The following is a 20,141-nucleotide window of genomic DNA, read 5'->3' as shown; positions in this document are numbered from 1 at the left end:
GATCAACGGCTTGCAGGCTGGAGCGGGCGATGGGGATCGAACCCACGTCTTGAGCTTGGGAAGCTCAGGTCCTGCCATTGAACGACGCCCGCACTGGAAGCGGATTGTACGCCTGCCTCAGCGATCCGCATCCCCCAGACAGACATACTTCAGCTCCAGATACTCGTCCAGGCCATGGCGCGAGCCTTCGCGGCCGAGGCCGGATTGCTTGACGCCGCCAAACGGTGCCTGTTCAGTGCTGATGATGCCGGTGTTGACGCCGACAATGCCGTATTCCAGCGCTTCGCTGACGCGGAACACGCGGCCGATGTCACGGCTGTAGAAATAGCTGGCCAGGCCAAACTCCGTGGCGTTGGCCAGCTGGATGACCTCATCCTCGGACTCGAAACGGAACACCGGCGCCAGCGGACCAAAGGTTTCCTCGCGGGCGCACAGCATGTCGTGCGTGGCGTCGGCGATCAGCGTCGGCTGGAAGAACTGGCCCTGCAGCGCTTCGCCGCCCACCACGATGCGGCCGCCCTTGCTGACGGCATCGGCGATATGCTCGCGTACCTTGTCCAGCGCGGCCGGCTCGATCAGCGGGCCCTGTTGCACGCCTTCGTCGAAGCCGTTGCCGACCTGCAGCGCCTTGACGCGCTCTGCCAGGCGCTCGACAAAGCTGTCGTAGATGCCGGATTGCACATAGATGCGGTTGGCGCAGACGCAGGTCTGGCCGGCGTTGCGGTACTTGCTGGCCATGGCGCCATCGACGGCACTGCCCAGATCGGCATCGTCAAACACGATGAAGGGGGCGTTGCCACCCAGTTCCAGCGCCAGCTTCTTGATGGTGGGGGCGCACTGCTCCATCAGGATGCGGCCGACCTCGGTGGAACCGGTAAAGCTCAGATGGCGCACCACCGGGCTTTCGCACAGCACCTTGCCGATGGCGCTGCTGTCGGAGCTGGGCAGGATGTTGATCACGCCGGCGGGGATGCCAGCACGCTGCGCCAGTTCGACCAGGGCCAGCGCGCTCAGCGGTGTCAGCTCGGCCGGCTTGAGCACCACGGTGCAGCCGGCGGCCAGCGCCGGAGCCAGCTTGCGCGTGATCATGGCGTTGGGGAAGTTCCAGGGCGTGATCGCCGCGCAGACGCCGATTGGCTGGCGCATCACGACCATGCGCTTGTTGGCGTCGAAAGAGGCCAGCAGTTCGCCGTTGATGCGCTTGGCTTCTTCGGCATACCATTCGATGAAGCTGGCCCCGTAGGCGACCTCGCCGCGCGCTTCGGCCAGCGGCTTGCCCTGTTCGGCGGTCATGATGCGGGCCAGATCTTCCTGGTTGGCCAGGATCAGCTCGAACCAGGTGCGCAGCAATTGGGCACGTTTTTTCTCGGAGGTGCTGCGCCAGCCGGGCAGGGCGGCTTCGGCGGCGGCAATCGCCTGCTGCGCGTGCTCCGTGCCAAGATCACTCACGCGCGCCAGGGTGGCGCCGGTAGCGGGATCGGTCACGTCGAAGTGGTGGCTGGTCTCTATCCATTGGCCGCCAATGTGGCCTTGGGTCTTGAGCAGGGAGGAGTCTTTCAGCAGGTCCAGGGGAGATGCAGTCATGGTGTATCGGATAAAAGTGGGGCTGGACAAGGCATGAAGCCGATAGTTCCGGCTGGAGTCTGCTTTTTAGCATGACTTGTTGCAAATGAAGATAATTTGCCGCTAATCCGTCCTATGTCTTACTCCGGAACAGGGTTGCTGTGGCTTGCGGGCAGGACGCGAACCAGGCGTGGTAGTAACTTGCCAGTACGCTGCCCTGGCCATACAGCGCCTCGACCGGTTCGGTGCTGTCGGGCCGGGTGCTGTACGCCAGCACCGGCAGCGGCGTGTCGCAGCGCGAATAGTGAAAGGTGTGGCCGCGCAATATCCCATGGCCCCAGTCCAGCTGCTGGCTGCCCAGTGCCACCAGCCGTGGCTGCAAGGCGACCGATCCCGGCAGCAGGCCCCAGAGCGGGTGCCGGCTGCCATCCTTCAGCGTGACCGATTCCATCAGCAGCAGCATGCCGCCGCATTCGGCCCAGACCGGCTTGCCGGCGGCGATATGCGCGGCCACGCTGTCGCGCGTGCGCGTGGCGCGGGCCAGCGTGTCGGCATGCAGCTCCGGGTAGCCGCCGGGCAGCCAGAGCGCATCGCAGGCGGGCAGGGGCTCGTCAGCCAGCGGGCTGAAGAAGCGCAGCTCTGCGCCCATCGCTTGCAGCGTGTCCAGATTGGCCTGGTAGACAAAGCACAGCGCGGCATCGCGCGCGATGGCGATGGTCTGGCCTTGCAGCAGGGGCGGCGCTGCAGGCAGTTGCGGATCGGCAAAGTCGACGGCCCAATCCTGCCAGCTGGGCGAGCCGGCATCGGCTGACCAGGGCAGCTGGCCGAGCCGCGTGCGCGCCAGGGCATCGGCGACGGCATCGAGGCGCTGGTCGGCATCGGCCAGTTCCTGCGCCGGCACCAGGCCCAGGTGGCGCTCCGGCAGGGCAAAGCCGGCATCGCGCGGCAGGTGGCCCCAGAAACTGCCGTCCGGCACGCTGTCGGCCAGCATCTGCGCGTGGCGTGCGCTGCCGACATGGTTGGCGATGACGCCGGCCCAGGGCAATGCGCTGCCATCGGTAGCGGGGTAGTGCTGCAGGCCATGGGCCAGCGCGCCAAAGGTGCCAGCCATGGCGGCGGCGCTGACGATGCACAGCACCGGAATGCCGAGCAGGCGGGCGATATCGGCGGCGCTTGGCTGGCCGTCGTACAGGCCCATCACGCCTTCGATCAGCAGGATGTCGTTGTGCTGTGCGGCACGATGCAGGCGCGCGCACACATCGGGCTCGCCATTGATCCACAGGTCCAGCTGGTAGACTGGCTGGCCGCTGGCAAGCTGGTGCCAGTGCGGATCGAGAAAATCCGGCCCGCACTTGAACACTTGCACGCGCCGGCCCTGGCGCCGGTGCAGCCGCGCCAGGGCGGCGGTGAGCGTGGTCTTGCCCTGGCGCGATGCCGGCGCGGCGACCAGCAGGGCGACGCAGCGGCTCATGCCGGATCGTCCTCACCCAGCTCGCAGCCAGTGCCCGGACCCTGGTGGAAGACCAGGTCCTGCACCACCTGGCCGCCAACCAGATGCTGCTCGATGATGCGGTCCATATTGTCGGAGGTGACGTTGTAGTACCAGGTGCCATCGGGCTGCACGCAGACAATCGGGCCGCCCTTGCAGGCGGCAAAGCAGCTGACGCGGCTGCGCTTGACGCGCAGCGCGCCGTCCTGGATGCCGGCGGCCTTGAAGCGCTCGCCCAGGCTGTCGTACAGCGCCTGTGACTGGCCATCGGCGGTGCAGCGTGAACCGGTGCAGATCAGCAGGTGGCGGTGGTAGTTGCCGATTTTCGGCTGGACGATGTCGCTCATGCCTCGGTCTCCTCGGTGGTGGTGCTGGCAGGTGCCTGCAGCGGCTGTTCCAGCGTCTGGCGGATGTAGTCGGCGGGCAGGCGCCAGTCCTGTGCCAGTTGATCGATGCTGCTGCCGGCGGCATGCGCCTGCTGCAACGTGTCCAGCCAGCCGTTCAGGCCGCTGCTCAGCGAGCGGCCGGCCTTTTCTCCGGCCAGCGCCTGCTTGCTGCCTTCGACCGCGTACTTGTTGGCGTAGCCGCGCGGCGTCACCATCAGGCCGTGTTGCACAAAGGTGTTGCTGTTGCCGATCAGCACGGTGCTGAGCATGCCGATCTCGCAATCGGTCATCTCGGCCAGCGTGGTGTGGGTGATCTGCTGGCGGCGGCGGTAGCCGGACTTGACGATGGCGACCGGCGTCTCCGGTGCGCGGTGGCGCAGGAACAGGCGCTGCGCTTCCAGGATCTGCTGGGTGCGGCGGCCGCTCTTGGGGTTGTAGAGCGCGACGACGAAATCGGCGGCAGCAGCGGCATCAAGCCGGCGTGCAATCGTCGGCCAGGGCGTGAGCAGATCCGACAGTGAGATCGCGCAGAAATCATGTGTCAACGGCGCGCCGACCAGCGCCGCGCAGGCGTTGATGGCCGAGGCGCCGGGAATGATCTCGACCTGGATGCCGTCCTCGTAACTGCCGTCTTCGCGCTGTGCCGGCGGCACCCAGCCGGCCTGCAGCAGCACCTCGAACGTGGGCCCGGCCATGCCGTAGACGCCGGCATCGCCCGACGACACCAGCGCCACCTTCTTGCCCTGGCGTGCGCGCTCCAGTGCCTCGATGGCGCGGTCCAGCTCCTCGGTCATGCTCTTGCGCACGATCTCCTTGCCCTCGATCAGGTCGGCTACCAGCTTGATGTAGGTGACGTAGCCGATGATGGTGTCGGCTGCCTGAATCGCGGCGCGCGCACGCGCCGTCATGTTGCCGGCATCGCCGGGGCCGATGCCGACCAGCATGATCTTGCCGTTGCCGGCAGCGGAAGAAGTGGGCATGTCCATGAAAAATCTCCAGAAAAAGGGTTAGCGGCTGCCGGGCAGCAGCGCGATCGACACCGTGGCGTTCCTGCCATCGGCGCCGCGGTACTTGTGTTTTTCCACGCACAGCGCGTGCATGGGCAGGGCTTGCGTACGGCCCAGATACAGGCCGCCAGCCAGCAGGGCGGCCGCCTCGCTGACCGAGGGCGTGCCGGTGTACCGGCGCACGGTGTCGCTCGGATTTGGCACCGGCACCGCGGCCAGCTGTGGCGGCGTGAAAAAGCGCATCGGCCAGCCCTGCAGCGCCGCCAGTTGCTGCATGCAGGCCTCATCGGCCTTGAGCGTGATGCTGGCCACGGCAGCGACCTGCGCCCGCGTGTGGCCGGATTGCGCCAGCGCCTGGTCGATGGCCTGCTGCAGCGTCTCCAGCGGCGTGTTGCGGTCACAGCCCAGGCCAAGCGCGATGCGGATCTCAGGCATGGTGGCTCCTGTCGTCCGGCTGCTGGCCGGCCGGCGGGCGATACACCACCAGCCGCTCGGTCCATTGCTGCCAGAAGGCATCGTCCAGCTCGGCATGCGTGACCCAGAGCACCGAGCGGTGGCGCTCCGGCTGTACCTGGTCGAAGCGATCCAGCAGCTCCACGTTGGCTGGCGGCGGCGTGCTGCGCGTCCACCAGTGGCGGCTGCCGGCCTCCTGCACCAGCGCGACCGGCTCGCCATTGACCACATCGGCGGAGACGCGCGTGATGTTGATCTTGGGCGCTTCCACACGCCAGCCGAGGTGCCGGCCCAGGATATCGACCGGAATCGTGCGGCCCACGTCGGACGCCGTGGTCAGCACCGGCGTGGCGCCGAGCAGATCGGCAACGCGCTCGCTCCAGGCATTGGCGCCGCCGACATGGCCGGACAGCACCGGAATCACATACTGGCCGGCATCGTCCACCACGATGATGCCGGGATCCTCGTCCTTGCCTTTCAGGTGCGGTGCGATCAGGCGCACCACGGCACCGAGCGAGATCAGGCAGACCAGCTGGTCGTAACTGGCGAACAGCGGGCCGATCTCGTCCTTGAGCGCGCCGTGGTAGACGTGCACGGTGCTGGCCAGGCCGTCGAATACGGAACCGAACTTGTGGCTGGTGCAGATATGCGGCAGCGCTAGCTGCTGCGGCCAGCATTCGGCCAGCTGGCGCGCCTGCGCGGCACCGTGCTTCGTGATCGCTACCAGGCAGACGCGTACCTGCTCGTCGGGCACGGCGGCGGCAGAGAGCTTGACCTCAGACATGGCTGGCCTCCGGTACCGGGCTGGATTTCTTTAGGCAGCCCTTGATGCGTTCGCCACGGATGCGGTGCGGGTGCTTCACCACCAGCAGTGACAGGTAGCTCACCGTGCTGCCGCGCAGCTGCAGCAGATCCTGGCCGCCCAGCGTGCGCTCGTCCTCGGCACCGACGCGCTCGATGAAATGGCTGCTGGCGAGCAGATCGCGCTGCTGCAGCCAGTCCAGCAGTTCGTCCAGGATTGGCTTGATTTTCATCAGCACCAGCGTGTCGAAGTCGGGCAGCAGCCGGTCGATCGCGCTGACGCCGTAGGCGGCAGGCACGATGGCAATGGTGTCGTCCTGTTCGGACAGCGGCACGCCGACATCGGCGCAGGCGGCGCTGAAGGAGTTGACGCCGGCAATCACCGGCGTGGCGATACGTGCATCGAGGCTGCGCACGGTGCGCGCCAGATGGCCGAAGGTGGCGTAGGTGCTGGCATCGCCTTCGACCAGGAACAGCACGTCCTGGCCGGCCTGCAGCCAGGGCAGCACGGTGTCGGCAGCTTTCAGCCAGGCGCGTGCCAGCTTGTCGCCGTCATGCGTCATCGGAAACAGCAGCAGCGCGTGCTGCTCTGGCGGCGTCAGGCCGGCACGGCGGGTGATATCGAGCGCGTAGCTCGGCGTCTTGCCGCTGCGTGCCGGGTAGGTCCAGACCGCATCGCGGCATTGCAGCGCGTCCCAGGCGGCGCGCGTGATCAGGCCCGGATCGCCGGGGCCGAGGGAAACGCCGATCAGGCGTCCAGTGCGGGTGTTCATGGATGCTCCTTGTCGTGCTGGCGGGCGCAGACCAGCCAGACCGGGTTTTCTGCCGCCATGCGGTGCATGTGCAGGATGGGCTTGCTGCGCGCTGCCTGGAGTTGCAGCACATCCCAGTCGGCCTGCAGTTCGCTCAGGGTGGCGGTGGCCGTGGCCAGGTTTTCCAGCGTGACGAAATTCATCACCAGCCGGCCACCCGGGCGCAGCCGCTGCAGCACGATGCGGATCAGCTGCGGCAGTTCGCCGCCGCTGCCGCCGATGAAGACGGCATCGGGATCAGGCCAGTGCTCCAGCTGTTCCGGCGCCTTGCCGTGGAACAGGCTGTAGTTGCTGATGCCGGCTGCCGCATGATTCGCCTGCACGATGGCGATATCGGCGGCGTTTTTCTCGATCGCGCAGACATGGCCTTGCTGGCACAGCCGCGCGGCTTCCAGCCCGACCGAGCCGCTGCCAGCGCCGATATCCCAGACCACGCTGTCGGCACGCAGCTGCAGCCGTGCCAGCGAGACGGCACGCACTTCCTGCTTGGTGATCAGGCCCTTGTCCGGCTGGCGCTGCTGGTAGCTGCTGTCGGGCCGGCCGAGCAGCACCGGATTCGGACGCGGCTGGCTGCGCCACAGCAGCACCACGTTGAGTGGCGCAAAGTCCATCGCCGCGGCTTCGGCCGGAGTCAGTTGGGCGTAGACGCGCTCATCGGGCTGCAGCAGGTTTTCTGCCACGGCCAGCTGGAACGCCTCGCCCAGACCTTCGGCCAGCAGCAGCCGGGCAATGCGTGCCGGCGTGTTGGCCGGGCTGGTCAGCAACAGCAGGCGGTCGTGTGCGCGAACGGCCTGCGCCAGCGCGTACAGGCCGTGGCCGGGTAAACTGCCGCGCTGCCATTCACCGGCATCCTTGCCGTGCACCGAGACGATCTTCGCCTCCTGCCAGGCCAGGCCGATGCGGGCGCAGGCCAGTTGCAGCGTGCTCAGGTTGGGCAGGATCTCCAGCGACTCGATGCACAGCTGCTGCGCCAGCCAGGGCGCAATGCCGTGGCAGAGCGGGTCGCCGGTGGCCAGTACCACGCAGCTCTGGTCGGCCTCGCGTGCCTGCGCGATCCAGCCAGGCACTTGTGCCAGTGCGCCAGTCAGGTCATGCTGCACGGCCGTGTCCCTGGCGTGATGCGCCAGCAGGGCCAGCGTGCGTGTGCCGCCGATCAGTACATCGGCGTTGCGGATATAGGCCAGCGCGGTCGCGCTCAGGCTGGCTGCGCCATCATCCAGCACGCCAATGATGCGGCAGGGGTTGGGGTCTTGGCTGTTCATGCTCACTCCGTATCGAAATCTGCCGAATGGGTATGGCCGATGCCGGTGCGGCCGCGTGCCGTCGGGCGCGGCTGGCCGGGCGGCGACAGCACGTCGGCGACCTGCTGGCCGGCAAAGTCGCAGACCAGCACGCGCAGCTGGAAGGCATTGCCGTAGCGCTCCGGCGCGGTCAGCGTGTCGATCGCGGCCTGGGCCAGTGCGGCGTGGAAGGCATCGCCCAGGCCGCGTTCCACCATCAGTTCGGCGCCAAAGCGCGCTGTGGGCGATGCCGCCATCGCGGCGCAATCAGCGGCGCTGGCACCGATGCGGCGGCCAATCTCGGCCACCAGATCGGTATCGACCACATTGCGATTGGCGTGGGTGATGGTTTCGCCCTGCGCGATCTTGGTCAGCTTGCCTACCATCACGCCCAGTACCACCAGCGGAATGCCTTGCGCCACCACTTCATCGAGTGCATAGCGCAGGAAGTCGCCCATCTGCACAAAGCAGGCCGCCGGCAGATCCGGCTGGTCCTGACGCAAGGTCTGCATGGCAAAGCTCTCGGTGCGGCCGCCGGTGGTCAGTGCCACCACGCCGTGGTCCAGCGTGGCTGCCACCTGGATGCCCTGCACCACGCTGGCACGCCAGGCGCTGGTGGAGTAGGGCTTGACGATGCCGGTCGTGCCCAGAATGCTGATGCCGCCGAGGATGCCGAGTCGCGCATTGGTGGTCTTTTTCGCCATCTGCTCGCCATCCGGCACGCTGATCGTCACGTCCAGCCCGTGCTCCGCCAGCAGCGGCGCGGCCACTTCGCGCAGGTTGTCGGCGATGTTCTGGCGCGGCACCGGATTGATCGCCGGGCCGCCCACGTCCAGGCCCAGGCCGGGCATGGTGACGGTGCCGACACCCGCGCCGGCATGAAAACGCACTTCACCGGCGCAGCCGGGCAGGATGCGCAGATCCACCGTGAGGTGTGCCCGGTCGGTGCAGTCCGGATCGTCGCCGGCAAACTTCTCGACGTAGGCGTGTGCCGTGCGTTGCAGGCCGTCGCCGCCGACCCGGCCATCGCCTACGGCAAAGCGCACGCGATCGCCATTCGGCAGCAGGCTGCAGACCTGGCCCGGCACCTGGCCGTCGAGCAGACCAATGGCGCAGGCGCGCGCTGCGGCCGCCGAGCAGGCGCCGGTGGTAAAGCCGGTACGGGTGCCCTTGGCGGGCTTGTCGGCCATGGCCATCGGTCAGCCTTGCTTTTGTTGCGCTTCGGCCAGCGCCAGCAGCGCATGCAGTGCGGCTACCACCAGCGTCGAGCCACCCTTGCGGCCATCGATCACGATCCAGGGCACGCTATCCAGCCCGGCCATCAGCGCCTTGCTTTCGGCGGCGCTGACAAAACCGACCGGCATGCCGACCACCAGCGCCGGACGCACGCCGTCCTCGCGGATCAGCCGCACCAGCTCGATCAGCGCCGTCGGCGCATTGCCGATGCCGATGATCGCGCCATCCAGCAGGCCGAGCCGCTGCGCCTTGCGCATCGCCTGCACCGCACGCGTCGTGTCCTCGGCGCGCGCCTGCGCGATCACGTCGGCATCGCTGATGAACTGGTGGGTCATCATGCCGAAGTGCGCCAGTCGCGGCTTCGACAGACCGACGCAGATCATCTCCACATCGGCCACGATGGGCGTGCCGCCGCGCAGCATGGCCTGCAGGCCGGCGCGCACCGCATCGGGATGGAAACGCGTCAGGCCGTTGAAATCGAAATCCGCGTTGGCGTGGATCATGCGCCGCACGATCGGCCACTGCTGCGGCGTGTAGCCATGCGGGCCGACTTCCTGGTCGATGATGGCAAAGCTGTCGTGCTCGATCGCCTGGCCGGCGCGCGTCAGCTGTTCGGTGATGGTGTTGACGGTAGACATGGTTCAGTGCGCGGTTTCGGCGTGAGCATGCGCATGCCCGTGGTGGTGATCGTGATGGGCGTGTTCGTGCGCATGGTCGTGCCCGTGATGGTGGTGCGGCACATGGCCGCTGACGTCGTAGCGCACCGTGGCATGCGGTGCACCGCGCTGCCAGCGCTCCACGCGCTGTTCCAGCAGCGCAAAGATCTCCGGCTCGAAGCCCAGGTAATGGCCCAGCGCGAAACGGATCTGCGGGTACTGCACACGCAGGTGCTGCAGCTGGCGCTGGATGCGCTTGACCAGCGTGCCGGTGTAGAGGTAGTAGGGCAGGATCACGACCTGCGTCATGCCCAGAATGACCTGGCGCTGCACCGCACGCTCCAGCCGCGGATGGGTGATGCCGGTAAAGGCCACGTCCACCAGCTCGTGCTGCGCGCTTTCCCAGAGCCAGCGCGCCAGCTTGGCGACTTCACCGTTGGCCCGGCAGTCGCTGGAGCCGCGCCCCAGCAGGATCACGCCGGTGTTGCGCGGATCCGGCATGTCCAGCCGTTGCATGCATTGGCGCAGCTGGCGCTGCAGCATGGCCAACGCCGCCTCGCCGGCACCCAGATGCGGTGCGTAATCGAACTGCACCTGTGGATGGCGCAGCCGAGCCTGCTCAATGGCGTAGGGGATATCGCCTTTCACATGGCCGGCGGCGTTGAGGATCAGCGGCAGCACCAGCAGTTTGCCGTTACCGGCCTGTGCCAGCCGGGCCGCGCGGTCCAGCCCGGTGTCCAGCAGCACCTCGGCAAACTCGATAAAGCACAGTTCGATGTGCCAGCCGGGCTGGCGTTGCCGCCACTGTTGTGCAAATTGTTCGATTTCGGCATTGCCATCGGCATCGCGCGAGCCGTGGCCGACCAGCAGCAGGGTGGTTGTCATGTCGGGGTCTCCGGGGAAGCGGGTGCCGGCGCACTGGCGCGGCGAAAACGGTGGCTGAAGCTGGCGTCGTACAGCTTCGACTTGGCCAGTTCCGGCCAGTGGCGCGCACCCAGTGCCGGGCTGGCAATGACCATGCTCTGGCTGACGACACCGGCCTCGCGGCAGATGTCCTTGATCGTGGCCAGCGTACCGCGCAGGATTTTTTCCTCGCCTGGCCAGCTCGCCTTGTGCACCACCAGCATCGGCGCGTCTTCCGGCCAGCCGGCGGCGCGCAGCTCGGATTGCAAGGTGTGCAGCAGCGTGATCGACAGGTAGATGCAAAGCGTGCAGCGGTGCGCCGCCAGCTCGCGCAGGCTTTCGCCCTCGGGCATCGGCGTGCGGCCGGCAATGCGGGTCAGGATCACGGTCTGCGTGACTTCGGGCAGGGTGAAACTCTCCACCGCCGTGGCCGCGCTCGCCATGGCCGAGGTCACGCCCGGTACCACCAGTACCGGCACGCCGGCGGTATCGAGGGGCTGCACCATCTCGATCAGCGTGCCGTAGAGTGAAGGATCGCCGGTCTGCAAGCGCACCACGGTGGCGTGCTGCCGGGCCTGCGCGATCAGCCAGGCGCAGATCTGCTCCAGCGTCATGTCCTTGCTGTCGGCAATCGTGCAGCCGGGCGGTGCCCAGCGCGTGGCAGCTTCGCTGACCAGCGAGCCGGCATAGAGAATGGCGCCGGCCCGGGCGATCAGGTCGCGGCCCTTGATCGTGAGCAGTTCCGGGTCGCCAGGGCCGGCACCGACGAAGCAGACCTGGCCCGGGGTAGGGGGAGTTGGCATGGGAAATATCCGTCAACAGGGCATGCCGCAGCCCGGCCTGTAGCAACAGGCCGGCCAGAAAGCGGCAATCAGGGAATCAGGCGGTAGTGGTGGTGACGCGTTCGTCCAGGCACAGGCGTGCCCAGTTGCTGTCACGGAACAGGCTGGCCAGGCGCAGCACGGCCAGCGTCACCAGCGGCTCCAGCAGCACCAGCGCCATGTAGGAGGCGGCAAACTGCGCCCAGTGGGCGAGCGGCGTGGCTTGCTCGCCCAGCAGCAGCCAGAAGCCGACCATCAGCGTCACGCCGGCGTAGAACAGCGCATCCAGCTTGACGATATTGGCCACGCTGAACTGGCGGCCAATGCGCTGGCCAATGCCGTAGTGCACCACGGCCAGCGGCACCATCAGCGACAGCGCGTTCACTGCCAGGTGCACCAGATCCTGCGGATCAAACAGCAGACCCTGCAGCAGCAGGCCAAAGGCAAAGCCGAACAGCGTCGGCACGAAACCCAGCAGCAGGTAGATCGGCATGGCGCCGACAAAGTGCAACTCGGAGGCCCCGACCGGCATGTGGAACAGCTGCATGAACAGCGAGAAGAAGCTGGCGGCCAGCAGGGTGCGCAGCAGCAGCGTGGGCTGCTTCAGCAGGCGCGGGGCGTAGGCCAGCAGCATGCCGCTGGCGGCAATGGTGGCAAAAGAGAGCTTGGTGGCGGCAAGAATGCCGGGTTCGATGTGCATGGTTTCCTCCTGATGCATCGCCTTGACGAGAGTTGCCAGCGGGGCTGGCAGACTGTCTGTCACAGTCGTGATGAAGGAGGGGAGAGAGGCACGCAAGACGCGGGGACGCGCACGTGCACTGCCGCCCGCATCGCCCACCGCAACGCTGACAAACCTGGATCGCGCAGGCCGGTCTCCGGGCTTGTCAGTGTCGTGTGACGGCCTGCAGCACCTTCCCGGTTCAAGGACCAGTGGCGTGTTGCGGCAGGCTTGGCTGACATACCGTTGCGGGGGCAGCACTGGACTGGGCCGAAGCCGTACCAGTTTCCCGTTTCATCCTGTGGCATTGCAGCCGCAGGACACCTGTGCGTGACTGGCATTATAGGCTGCTCCCGCGGCATGCAACAGAATGCAGCGACACCTATAATCTGGACAGCGATTTTTTCACTTTTACCAGCCGCCCCAGCCGGGTGGCACGCAAGCATGACTTCCCCCCAGAAAATGACGGTTGCGGAAATCCGCAAGAGCTTCCTCGACTTCTTTGCCAGCAAGGGCCACACGGTAGTGCCTTCCAGCCCGCTGGTGCCGGGCAATGACCCGACGCTGATGTTCACCAACTCTGGCATGGTGCAGTTCAAGGAGGTGTTCCTGGGCACGGACAAGCGCCCCTACGTGCGCGCGGCCAGCGTACAGGCCTGCCTGCGTGCCGGTGGCAAGCACAACGACCTGGAAAACGTCGGCTACACCGCACGCCACCACACCTTCTTCGAGATGCTGGGCAACTGGTCGTTTGGCGACTACTTCAAGAAGGAAAGCATCCAGTGGGGCTGGGAGCTGCTGACGCAGGTCTACGGCCTGCCGGCAGAACGCCTGCTGGCCACCGTCTACCAGGACGACGATGAAGCCTACGACATCTGGAAGAACGTCATCGGCCTGCCGGCAGAGCGCATCATCCGCATCGGTGACAACAAGGGTGGCAAGTACAAGTCGGACAACTTCTGGATGATGGCTGATACCGGTCCCTGCGGCCCGTGCTCCGAGATCTTCTACGACCACGGCGACCATATCCCCGGCGGCCCTCCGGGCAGCCCGGACGAGGACGGCGACCGTTTCATCGAGATCTGGAACCACGTGTTCATGCAGTTCGAGATGCACGAGGACGGCAGCCTGACGCCGCTGCCGGCTCCCTGCGTCGATACCGGCATGGGCCTGGAGCGCATCGCCGCCATCATGCAGCACGTGCACAGCAACTACGAGATCGACCTGTTCGATGCCCTGATCCGCGCCGCCGCGCGCGAAACCGGCTGCGCTGACCTGGCCAACCCCTCGCTCAAGGTCATTGCCGACCACATCCGCGCCACCGCCTTCCTGGTCAGCGATGGTGTGCTGCCCGGCAACGAGGGCCGCAGCTACGTGCAGCGCCGCATCATCCGCCGCGCCATCCGCCACGGCTACAAGCTGGGCCAGAAGACGCCGTTCTTCCACAAGCTGGTGCCGGTGCTGGTCGAGCTCATGGGCGATGCCTACCCGCGCCTGCGCGAACAGCAGCGGCTGATCACCGATGCGCTGCGTACCGAGGAAGAGCGCTTCTTCGAGACGCTGGAAAAAGGCATGGAGATCCTGGACGACGCCCTGATCGCCGGCCGCCGCGAACTGCCCGGCCATGTCGCCTTCAAGCTGCACGATACCTACGGCTTCCCGCTGGATCTGACGCAGGACGTCTGCCGCGAGCGCGGCGTCACGGTCGATGAAGCCGGCTTTGACGAAGCCATGCAGGAGCAGAAGGACACTGCGCGCGCTGCCGGCAAGTTCAAGATGGGCAAGCTGCTGGATTACCAGGGTGCGGCCAGCACCTTTACCGGTTACGACACCCTGACGGGCCAGGCCACGGTGCAGGCGCTCTACGCCGATGGCGAACCGGTGCAGCAGCTGGAAGAAGGCCAGGCCGGCGTGGTGGTACTCGACGTCACCCCGTTCTACGCCGAAAGCGGCGGCCAGGTCGGTGACCAGGGCGTGCTCGCTACCGTTAACACCGCTGGCGAAGCCGATTTCCGCGGCGCCTTCCGTGTCGAGGACACGCTGAAGGTCAAGACCGATGTGCCCGGCCACCACGGCGTCATGACCGAAGGCAAGCTGCAGGTTGGCGACCGCGTGCTGGCACAGGTCAACCCGGCGCTGCGTGAAGCCACCATGCGCAACCACAGCGTCACCCACATCATGCACAAGGCGCTGCGCGAAGTGCTGGGCAGCCACGTGCAGCAGAAGGGTTCGCTGGTCAACGCCGAGCGCACCCGCTTCGACTTTGCCCACAACGCGCCGCTGACTGACGAGCAGATCGCCGCTATCGAGGCCAAGGTCAACGCCGAGATCCTGACCAACACCGACACCCAGGCGCGCCTGATGGACATGGACGCTGCACGCGAGACCGGCGCCATGATGCTGTTCGGCGAAAAATATGGCGATGAAGTCCGCGTGCTGGATATCGGCAGCTCGGTCGAGCTGTGCGGCGGCACCCATGTGCACCGCACCGGCGATATCGGCCTGTTCAAGATCGTCGCTGAAGGCGGTGTCGCCTCCGGCGTGCGCCGCGTCGAGGCCGTCACCGGCCAGAACGCGCTGGCCTACCTGCAGGATCTGGAAAGGACTGTCGAACACGCTGCCGGAGCGCTGAAGACGCCGCCGGCCGAGCTGCTGGGCCGCATCAGCCAGGTGCAAGACCAGGTCAAGACGCTGGAGAAGGAAATCGCCGCGCTCAAGGGCAAGCTGGCCTCCAGCCAGGGCGACGAGCTGGCCAACAGCGCGGTCGAGGTCAAGGGCATCCGCGTGCTGGCCGCCCAGCTCGATGGTGCCGATGCCAAGACCCTGCGCGAGACCATGGACAAGCTCAAGGACAAGCTGAAGACCGCCGCCATCGTGCTGGCCGCGGTCGATGGCGACAAGGTGCAGTTGGCCGCCGGTGTCACCAAGGACAGCATCGGCAAGATCAAGGCCGGCGAGCTGGTCAACTTTGTCGCCAGCCAGGTCGGTGGCAAGGGGGGCGGCAAGCCCGACATGGCGATGGCCGGCGGTACCAACCCGGCTGGCCTGCAGGCAGCGCTGGAGAGCGTGGCCGGCTGGGTCGGCGAGCGCGCCTGACCCTGCGGCGTCAGGCACAGGCTGCGGCCTGGTCTGACAGCCTGACTGCGCCGTGCATGGCATGATGCCTGCACACGGGGGCGACCGGTTTCCGGTCGCCTTTTTCGTTTGTCACTCGGGGATCGTGCATGCGCAGCTTTATCGACTTCAGTTCCTGGCAGGGCTTTCTCGGCACCATCATCAGCCTGCTGGTGATGACGCTGCTGATGATCGGCATCCGGCTGGTGTTCATGCAGACCATCCAGCGCAAGCGCGAACGCGAGAACCGCCAGATCAACGAACGCTTGCGCACCCTGATTGCCGCCTACAAGACGCTGGGCGGCTCGTTTACCGGTGACCTGACGGTCGATCCGCGCCACAAACGCGAACAGGATGCGGTGCAGGCAGCTGCGCCGCAGGCCGTCCGCAGCGAGCTGGATCTGGTCGAGGAGCTGCAAGATCACGAGTGGGGCCCGGTGCCGGACACGATTGCCGAACGCCGGCGTCGCACGCGTGATGCGGTCGAGGCGGCGCTGTCCGACATCATCCTGCTGGGCACGGAAGAACAGGTGCGGCTGGCGGCCAAGGCGGCGCAGGACATGGTCGATGGCCGGCCAGTGCGGCTGGCTGCGCTGGTGCATTCGCTGCGTACCTTTATCCGATCGGCACTGTATCTGGAAGATATTCCGGCCGATGTGCGGGTGCCCGATCAGGGGCCGGTACGTCCGGGCAGTGGCCCGGGTGGCGGTCGCGCTGGTGCCGGAGCGGGCAATGCCCGTGGCGGTGGCGGCGGAGGAGGTGGCGCAGGCGGCGCGGCAGCCGGCGGTGGTGCCGGCATGGGCATGGGGATGGCCATGGGCGGCCGCGAGGACCGCTGAGGCCTCAGCCCGCCAGCAGGGCGCGCACGCGCTCCAGGTCTTCCGGCGTATCGACACCGGTACCGGGCGCATCGGGCGTGATGTGCACGGCAATGCGGTGGCCGTGCCAGAGCGCACGCAGCTGCTCCAGCGATTCGCAGGTCTCGATCGGGGCCTGCGGTAGCGTCGGGAACTGGCGCAGGAAGCCGGCGCGATAGGCGTAGATGCCGATATGGCGCAGCGGCTGCGGCTCGACCGACAGGACGGCCGGTATGTCGCCATCGGCATAGCCATCACGCCACCACGGAATCGGTGCGCGGCTGAAATACAGCGCCAGCTGCTGCGCGTCGCAGACCACCTTGACCACGTTCGGGTTGCGCATGTCGGCCCAGTCGGTGATCGGATGGGCGGCGGTGGACATGCTGGCCTGCGGCGAGGCGGCCAGCAGCGCGGCAATCGCGGCCGGCAAGGCCGGGTCGATCAGCGGCTCATCGCCCTGCACGTTGACGACGATGGCATCGTCAGACAGGTTCAGCAGCGTCACGGCCTCGGCCAGCCGGTCGCTGCCGGAGGGATGGTCATCGCGCGTCAGCAGCGCCTGTACGCCATGCGCCTCGCAGGCCTGCAGCACGCGCACATCGTCGGCGGCAACCACGACCTGCACCTGCTCGCTGATGCCCTGCACACGCTGCGCCACGCGCACCACCATCGGCACGCCGGCAATATCGGCCAGCGGCTTGCCCGGCAGACGCGTGCTCTGCATGCGCGCCGGAATCAGGATGGTGAAGGGCAGAGCGCTCATGCGGCCGTGTCGGGCTGGGGCTTGCGGCCGGCGTCGATCTCGTCGTCGCTCAGGGTGCGCGCCTCGTTCTCCAGCAGCACCGGGATGCCGTCACGCACCGGATAGGCCAGGCGCGCGCTGAGCGATACCAGCTCCTGCGTGGCAGCCTGGTAGGTGAGGGGGCCTTTGGTTACGGGGCAGACCAGCAGTTCCAGCATTTTGGGATCCATGGGATTTCTCTTCTCGGTAGGAATGCAGCCATTGTACGGCTGCCGATTCAGGAGGCAGGCGCGCTGCCGGCTTCTGCCAATGCGGGCTCGGCCGGTGCCGGATGCATCGCCGCCGGATGGCCGTTGAAACGTGCCTGGCGCAGCCACCAGGCCGACAGCGCGGCGTAGTAGGCGCGTTCGGGGGTCAGCACCAGCGGCACCGCCCAGGCCTGCGGCAGCATGTCCCAGAGCTTGACGGCGTCCTTTTCGGTGCACAGCACCGGCATGCGGCGCGACAGCAGCTCGCGTGCCAGGCCGGCCAGGGTGTCGTGGTTGGCGTGATCGGGCAGCGCATGGCGTTCGGCCACGGTCAGGCCCAGGCCTTCGAGCATGCTGAAGAAGCGTTCCGGCTGGGCGATGCCGGCCAGCGCGATCACGGGTTGCTGCAGGCGCACCCACTCGGCCAGGGCATGCTGGCGGCCATCGGCGCGCATGGCGTGGTCGTGCAAGGTACGGCTGGCCTGGTAGGCGGCTTGGCCCGGCGGTATCGTCAGTGGCGGATCAGGCTGGCCGGTGAGCAGCACGATATCGACCGCGCGCGGCCAGGGCTCGCGCAGCGGACCGGCCGGCAGCAGCAGGCCGTTGCCGATGCCGCGCTCGTCGATCACGCAGATCTCGCCATCGCGCAGCAGCGCATGGTGCTGCAGGCCGTCATCGCACAGGATCAGCCGCGTCTGCGGGTAGAGCTTGAGCAGCTGTTGCGCCGCACGGGTGCGGTCAGCGCAGACGACTACCGGCACGCCGGTACGCAGGTGAATCAGCACCGGCTCGTCACCACCAATGGCGGCATCGATATCGGGCGTGATGCAGACGCAGTCCGGGGCATCGGCGCTGCGGCCATAGCCGCGCGAAATGACGCCCAGCGGAATGCCGAGCGACTGGAAGTGCTGCACCGTGGCGATGGTGGTCGGTGTCTTGCCGGCCCCGCCGGCCACCACGTTGCCGATCACCAGCACCGGGACCGGCAGCCGGGTGCGGTTGCTGCGCACGGCGCGCCGGCGCTGCCAGCGCCAGACCAGGCCGTACAGCGCCGACAACGGGCGCAACAGCATGGAGGCCAGACCGCGTTGCTGCCAGATACGCGGCAGGGTACGGTGCAGAAAGGCGGAATCAGACCACATGGCAGGGGAGGAGGGCGGGAGTACGGCAGCGGGTAAAAGGTCAACGGCTATTATCACCTGCCCGGCAGCTGGCGGGGCGGCCGGTATCATCCGGGGTTGTAGCGATCTGTGTGTCACGGCAGGGTGTAGCACTGAAGCATTGCCGGCTAAACGCTTCATTTGCAGCGCTCCGCCAGGGCCTGTGGAATTGTCCACGCAAGCTGTGGATAACTTTGTGGATAGTGGCCCAACAAATGCTCCAAACCCGCGATTCATCGTGTGTGTGACAGGTTGACTACATTTTGAGCAGGTTTAATTTCCATAAAAATCAACAAGTTATGACGAACTCATTGGCACTTGCGGGCGGATGTTCAGGCTTCGTGACATCAGGCAACACTGTGGACTACCTGCAGCCGGAGGGGTGCCATGGAGCACGCTGAGATCCCGCGCCAGCGCGTCTGGCAGGTCGGTGCGTTATGCCGTGCGGTGGCTGATACGCTGGAAGCGCGCTTTGGCTATGTCACGGTGCGCGGCGAGCTCAGCGGCTTCAGCCGCGCCGCCAGTGGCCACTGCTACTTCAGCCTGAAGGACAGCACTGGCCAGCTGCGCTGCGCCTTGTTCCGCCGCGCTGCCAGCCAGCTGAGCTGGATGCCGCGCGATGGCGAGCTGGTCGAGGTGCAGGCGCGCATCACGGTGTACGAAGGCCGTGGCGACCTGCAGCTGATCGTCGAGCGCATGCAGCGTGCCGGCCAGGGCGCGTTGTACGAGGACTTCCTGCGGCGCAAGGCGGCGCTGGAGGCGCAAGGCCTGTTCGATCCGGCGCGCAAGCGCACGCCGACCGCATTTCCGCGCGGCATCGGCCTGGTCACCTCGCTCGGCGCCGCGGCACTGCGTGACGTGGCAATCGCGCTGCAGCGGCGTGCGCCGCAAGTGCCGGTGCTGCTGGTGCCGGCGCTGGTGCAGGGTGCGGCGGCGCCGGCCACGCTGGTGGACGCGCTGGAATCGCTCTACGCCCTGGTGCGCCGCCAGCAGGCTGGCGAGGCCACGCTGGCACCGCCGATCGACACCATCCTGCTGGTGCGCGGCGGCGGTTCGCTGGAAGACCTGTGGGCCTTCAACGACGAGCGGCTGGCGCATACCATCGTGCAAAGCCCGGTGCCGCTGATCAGCGGTATCGGCCACGAAACCGATGTCACGATTGCCGATTTCTGTGCCGATCTGCGCGCGCCCACGCCGACCGCCGCCGCAGAGCTGGCGGCGCTGCCGGCCGAAGACGCCTGGCAGCTGGCGCTGGCACGCAGGCAACGCCTGCAACAGCTGGTGCAGCGCCAGCTCGATGGTGCCGCGCAGCGGCTCGATCGCCTGGGCTGGGGGCTGGCGCGCAGCGGCCAGCGTGCGCATGCGCAGCAGCTGCACCTGCAGGCGCTCGGCCTGCGCCTGCAACAGCAGCGCCAGCGCGGCCAGGAGCAGCGCCGCAGCCGCTTGCAACAACTGCAGCAGTGCCTGCATCTGGTGGTGCACCGCCAGGGCACGGTGGGCGAACAGTCGGCCCGGCTGCAGCAACTGCAACAGCGGCTACAGGCGCTGGCGCAGCGCGATCTGCGCGATGCCGGCCAGCAGCTGCAAGGCCTGCAGCAGGATCTGCACCAGGGGAGCCAGCAGGCGCTGCAGCAATCCGCCAGCCGGCTGGCCCGCGCCGACCAGGCGCTGCGCCTGCTCGATCCCGCGCTGGTGCTGCAGCGCGGCTACGCCCTGCTGCAGGACGAGGCCGGCCAGGTGCTCGGCAGCGCACAGCAGCTGCGCCAGGCCGACCGCATCCGCGCCACGATGCACGATGGCCAGGTCGAGCTGCGTCCGGCCACTGCCGACTAGGGCAAATCCATATCCCTTGTGCCGGAAATGGAATCCGGCCTTTGTGCGACAATGATCCGGAC

At 67.2% G+C, this 20,141-nt stretch carries 19 protein-coding genes, 1 tRNA gene and 1 riboswitch; of the genes, 3 read left to right on the top strand and 17 right to left on the bottom strand.

Going from position 1 to position 20,141, the window contains the following annotated elements:
- Positions 1 to 18: 18 nt before the first annotated feature.
- The 14 genes from V1261_RS03735 to V1261_RS03670 form a co-directional block, all read right to left on the bottom strand.
- Positions 19 to 92: transfer RNA gene (locus V1261_RS03735), tRNA-Gly, on the bottom strand.
- A gap of 25 nt (positions 93 to 117) precedes the next feature.
- Complete coding sequence (locus V1261_RS03730) at positions 118 to 1,584, bottom strand: NAD-dependent succinate-semialdehyde dehydrogenase (protein ID WP_329770097.1); 1,467 nt, start codon at positions 1,582 to 1,584, stop codon at positions 118 to 120.
- 112 nt (positions 1,585 to 1,696) lie between these two features.
- Positions 1,697 to 3,034, bottom strand: coding sequence for a cobyrinate a,c-diamide synthase (locus V1261_RS03725; RefSeq protein ID WP_329770096.1), 1,338 nt, complete (start codon positions 3,032 to 3,034; stop codon positions 1,697 to 1,699).
- Positions 3,031 to 3,399 (bottom strand): (2Fe-2S) ferredoxin domain-containing protein, encoded by a 369-nt coding sequence (locus tag V1261_RS03720; RefSeq protein ID WP_329770095.1) that lies wholly within the window; start codon positions 3,397 to 3,399, stop codon positions 3,031 to 3,033. Before V1261_RS03720 ends, V1261_RS03725 begins: the two co-directional genes overlap by 4 nt.
- The gene (cobJ, locus tag V1261_RS03715; RefSeq protein WP_329770094.1) at positions 3,396 to 4,424 is read right to left on the bottom strand and encodes a precorrin-3B C(17)-methyltransferase; all 1,029 of its coding nucleotides are present in this window, start codon (positions 4,422 to 4,424) and stop codon (positions 3,396 to 3,398) included. The genes V1261_RS03720 and cobJ overlap by 4 nt, the downstream gene beginning before the upstream one ends.
- 21 nt (positions 4,425 to 4,445) lie before the next feature.
- Positions 4,446 to 4,880 (bottom strand): cobalamin biosynthesis protein, encoded by a 435-nt coding sequence (locus tag V1261_RS03710; protein ID WP_329770093.1) that lies wholly within the window; start codon positions 4,878 to 4,880, stop codon positions 4,446 to 4,448.
- Positions 4,873 to 5,682 (bottom strand): cobalamin biosynthesis central domain-containing protein, encoded by an 810-nt coding sequence (locus V1261_RS03705; RefSeq protein WP_329770092.1) that lies wholly within the window; start codon positions 5,680 to 5,682, stop codon positions 4,873 to 4,875. The genes V1261_RS03710 and V1261_RS03705 overlap by 8 nt, the downstream gene beginning before the upstream one ends.
- On the bottom strand, positions 5,675 to 6,472 hold the full coding sequence (gene cobI / locus V1261_RS03700; RefSeq protein ID WP_329770091.1) for a precorrin-2 C(20)-methyltransferase: 798 nt from the start codon (positions 6,470 to 6,472) through the stop codon (positions 5,675 to 5,677). The genes V1261_RS03705 and cobI overlap by 8 nt, the downstream gene beginning before the upstream one ends.
- Positions 6,469 to 7,773 carry a precorrin-6y C5,15-methyltransferase (decarboxylating) subunit CbiE gene (gene cbiE, locus V1261_RS03695; protein ID WP_329770090.1) on the bottom strand — a complete coding sequence of 435 codons (1,305 nt, stop codon included), beginning with the start codon at positions 7,771 to 7,773 and terminating at the stop codon, positions 6,469 to 6,471. Before cbiE ends, cobI begins: the two co-directional genes overlap by 4 nt.
- A 2-nt stretch (positions 7,774 to 7,775) precedes the next feature.
- Complete coding sequence (locus V1261_RS03690) at positions 7,776 to 8,987, bottom strand: cobalt-precorrin-5B (C(1))-methyltransferase (RefSeq protein WP_442877946.1); 1,212 nt, start codon at positions 8,985 to 8,987, stop codon at positions 7,776 to 7,778.
- 3 nt (positions 8,988 to 8,990) lie between these two features.
- Positions 8,991 to 9,665: a precorrin-8X methylmutase gene (locus V1261_RS03685; protein ID WP_329770088.1), complete on the bottom strand. Its 675-nt coding sequence runs from the start codon at positions 9,663 to 9,665 to the stop codon at positions 8,991 to 8,993.
- Positions 9,666 to 9,668: 3 nt separating this feature from the next.
- A complete protein-coding gene (locus tag V1261_RS03680; RefSeq protein ID WP_329770087.1) occupies positions 9,669 to 10,568 on the bottom strand; it encodes a sirohydrochlorin chelatase in 900 nt (299 codons plus the stop codon).
- On the bottom strand, positions 10,565 to 11,389 hold the full coding sequence (cobM, locus tag V1261_RS03675; protein ID WP_329770086.1) for a precorrin-4 C(11)-methyltransferase: 825 nt from the start codon (positions 11,387 to 11,389) through the stop codon (positions 10,565 to 10,567). Before cobM ends, V1261_RS03680 begins: the two co-directional genes overlap by 4 nt.
- 76 nt (positions 11,390 to 11,465) lie before the next feature.
- Positions 11,466 to 12,107, bottom strand: a complete 642-nt coding sequence (locus V1261_RS03670; protein ID WP_329770085.1) for an energy-coupling factor ABC transporter permease — start codon at positions 12,105 to 12,107, stop codon at positions 11,466 to 11,468.
- Positions 12,108 to 12,256: 149 nt separating this feature from the next.
- A riboswitch (cobalamin riboswitch) is annotated at positions 12,257 to 12,468 on the bottom strand.
- Positions 12,469 to 12,587: 119 nt separating this feature from the next.
- Between V1261_RS03670 and alaS the strand changes: the two genes are divergently transcribed.
- Both alaS and V1261_RS03660 read left to right on the top strand, forming a co-directional pair.
- Positions 12,588 to 15,221, top strand: coding sequence for an alanine--tRNA ligase (gene alaS / locus V1261_RS03665; RefSeq protein ID WP_442877947.1), 2,634 nt, complete (start codon positions 12,588 to 12,590; stop codon positions 15,219 to 15,221).
- A 128-nt stretch (positions 15,222 to 15,349) separates the two neighbouring features.
- Entirely contained in the window at positions 15,350 to 16,078 is a 729-nt protein-coding gene (locus V1261_RS03660; RefSeq protein WP_329770083.1) for a hypothetical protein, read from the top strand.
- Between the two features lie 4 nt (positions 16,079 to 16,082).
- Here the strand turns inward: V1261_RS03660 and kdsB are convergent, their stop codons facing one another.
- The 3 genes from kdsB to lpxK are packed head-to-tail and all read right to left on the bottom strand — an operon-like array spanning position 16,083 to position 18,228.
- Positions 16,083 to 16,859, bottom strand: a complete 777-nt coding sequence (kdsB, locus tag V1261_RS03655; protein WP_329770082.1) for a 3-deoxy-manno-octulosonate cytidylyltransferase — start codon at positions 16,857 to 16,859, stop codon at positions 16,083 to 16,085.
- Positions 16,856 to 17,068: a Trm112 family protein gene (locus tag V1261_RS03650; protein WP_329770081.1), complete on the bottom strand. Its 213-nt coding sequence runs from the start codon at positions 17,066 to 17,068 to the stop codon at positions 16,856 to 16,858. The genes kdsB and V1261_RS03650 overlap by 4 nt, the downstream gene beginning before the upstream one ends.
- 47 nt (positions 17,069 to 17,115) lie before the next feature.
- Positions 17,116 to 18,228 (bottom strand): tetraacyldisaccharide 4'-kinase, encoded by a 1,113-nt coding sequence (lpxK, locus tag V1261_RS03645; RefSeq protein WP_329770080.1) that lies wholly within the window; start codon positions 18,226 to 18,228, stop codon positions 17,116 to 17,118.
- Positions 18,229 to 18,633: 405 nt separating this feature from the next.
- Here lpxK and xseA point away from each other — a divergent pair, with 405 nt between their 5' ends.
- Positions 18,634 to 20,079 carry an exodeoxyribonuclease VII large subunit gene (gene xseA, locus V1261_RS03640; RefSeq protein ID WP_329770079.1) on the top strand — a complete coding sequence of 482 codons (1,446 nt, stop codon included), beginning with the start codon at positions 18,634 to 18,636 and terminating at the stop codon, positions 20,077 to 20,079.
- Positions 20,080 to 20,141 lie beyond the last annotated feature (62 nt).

Origin of the sequence: Brachymonas sp. J145 (assembly GCF_036312245.1) — a bacterium.
Lineage (GTDB): Bacteria > Pseudomonadota > Gammaproteobacteria > Burkholderiales > Burkholderiaceae_C > Brachymonas > Brachymonas wangyanguii.
The sequence above is the reverse complement of the archived record's forward strand: the minus strand, read 5'-3'. Positions and strand labels throughout refer to the sequence as shown.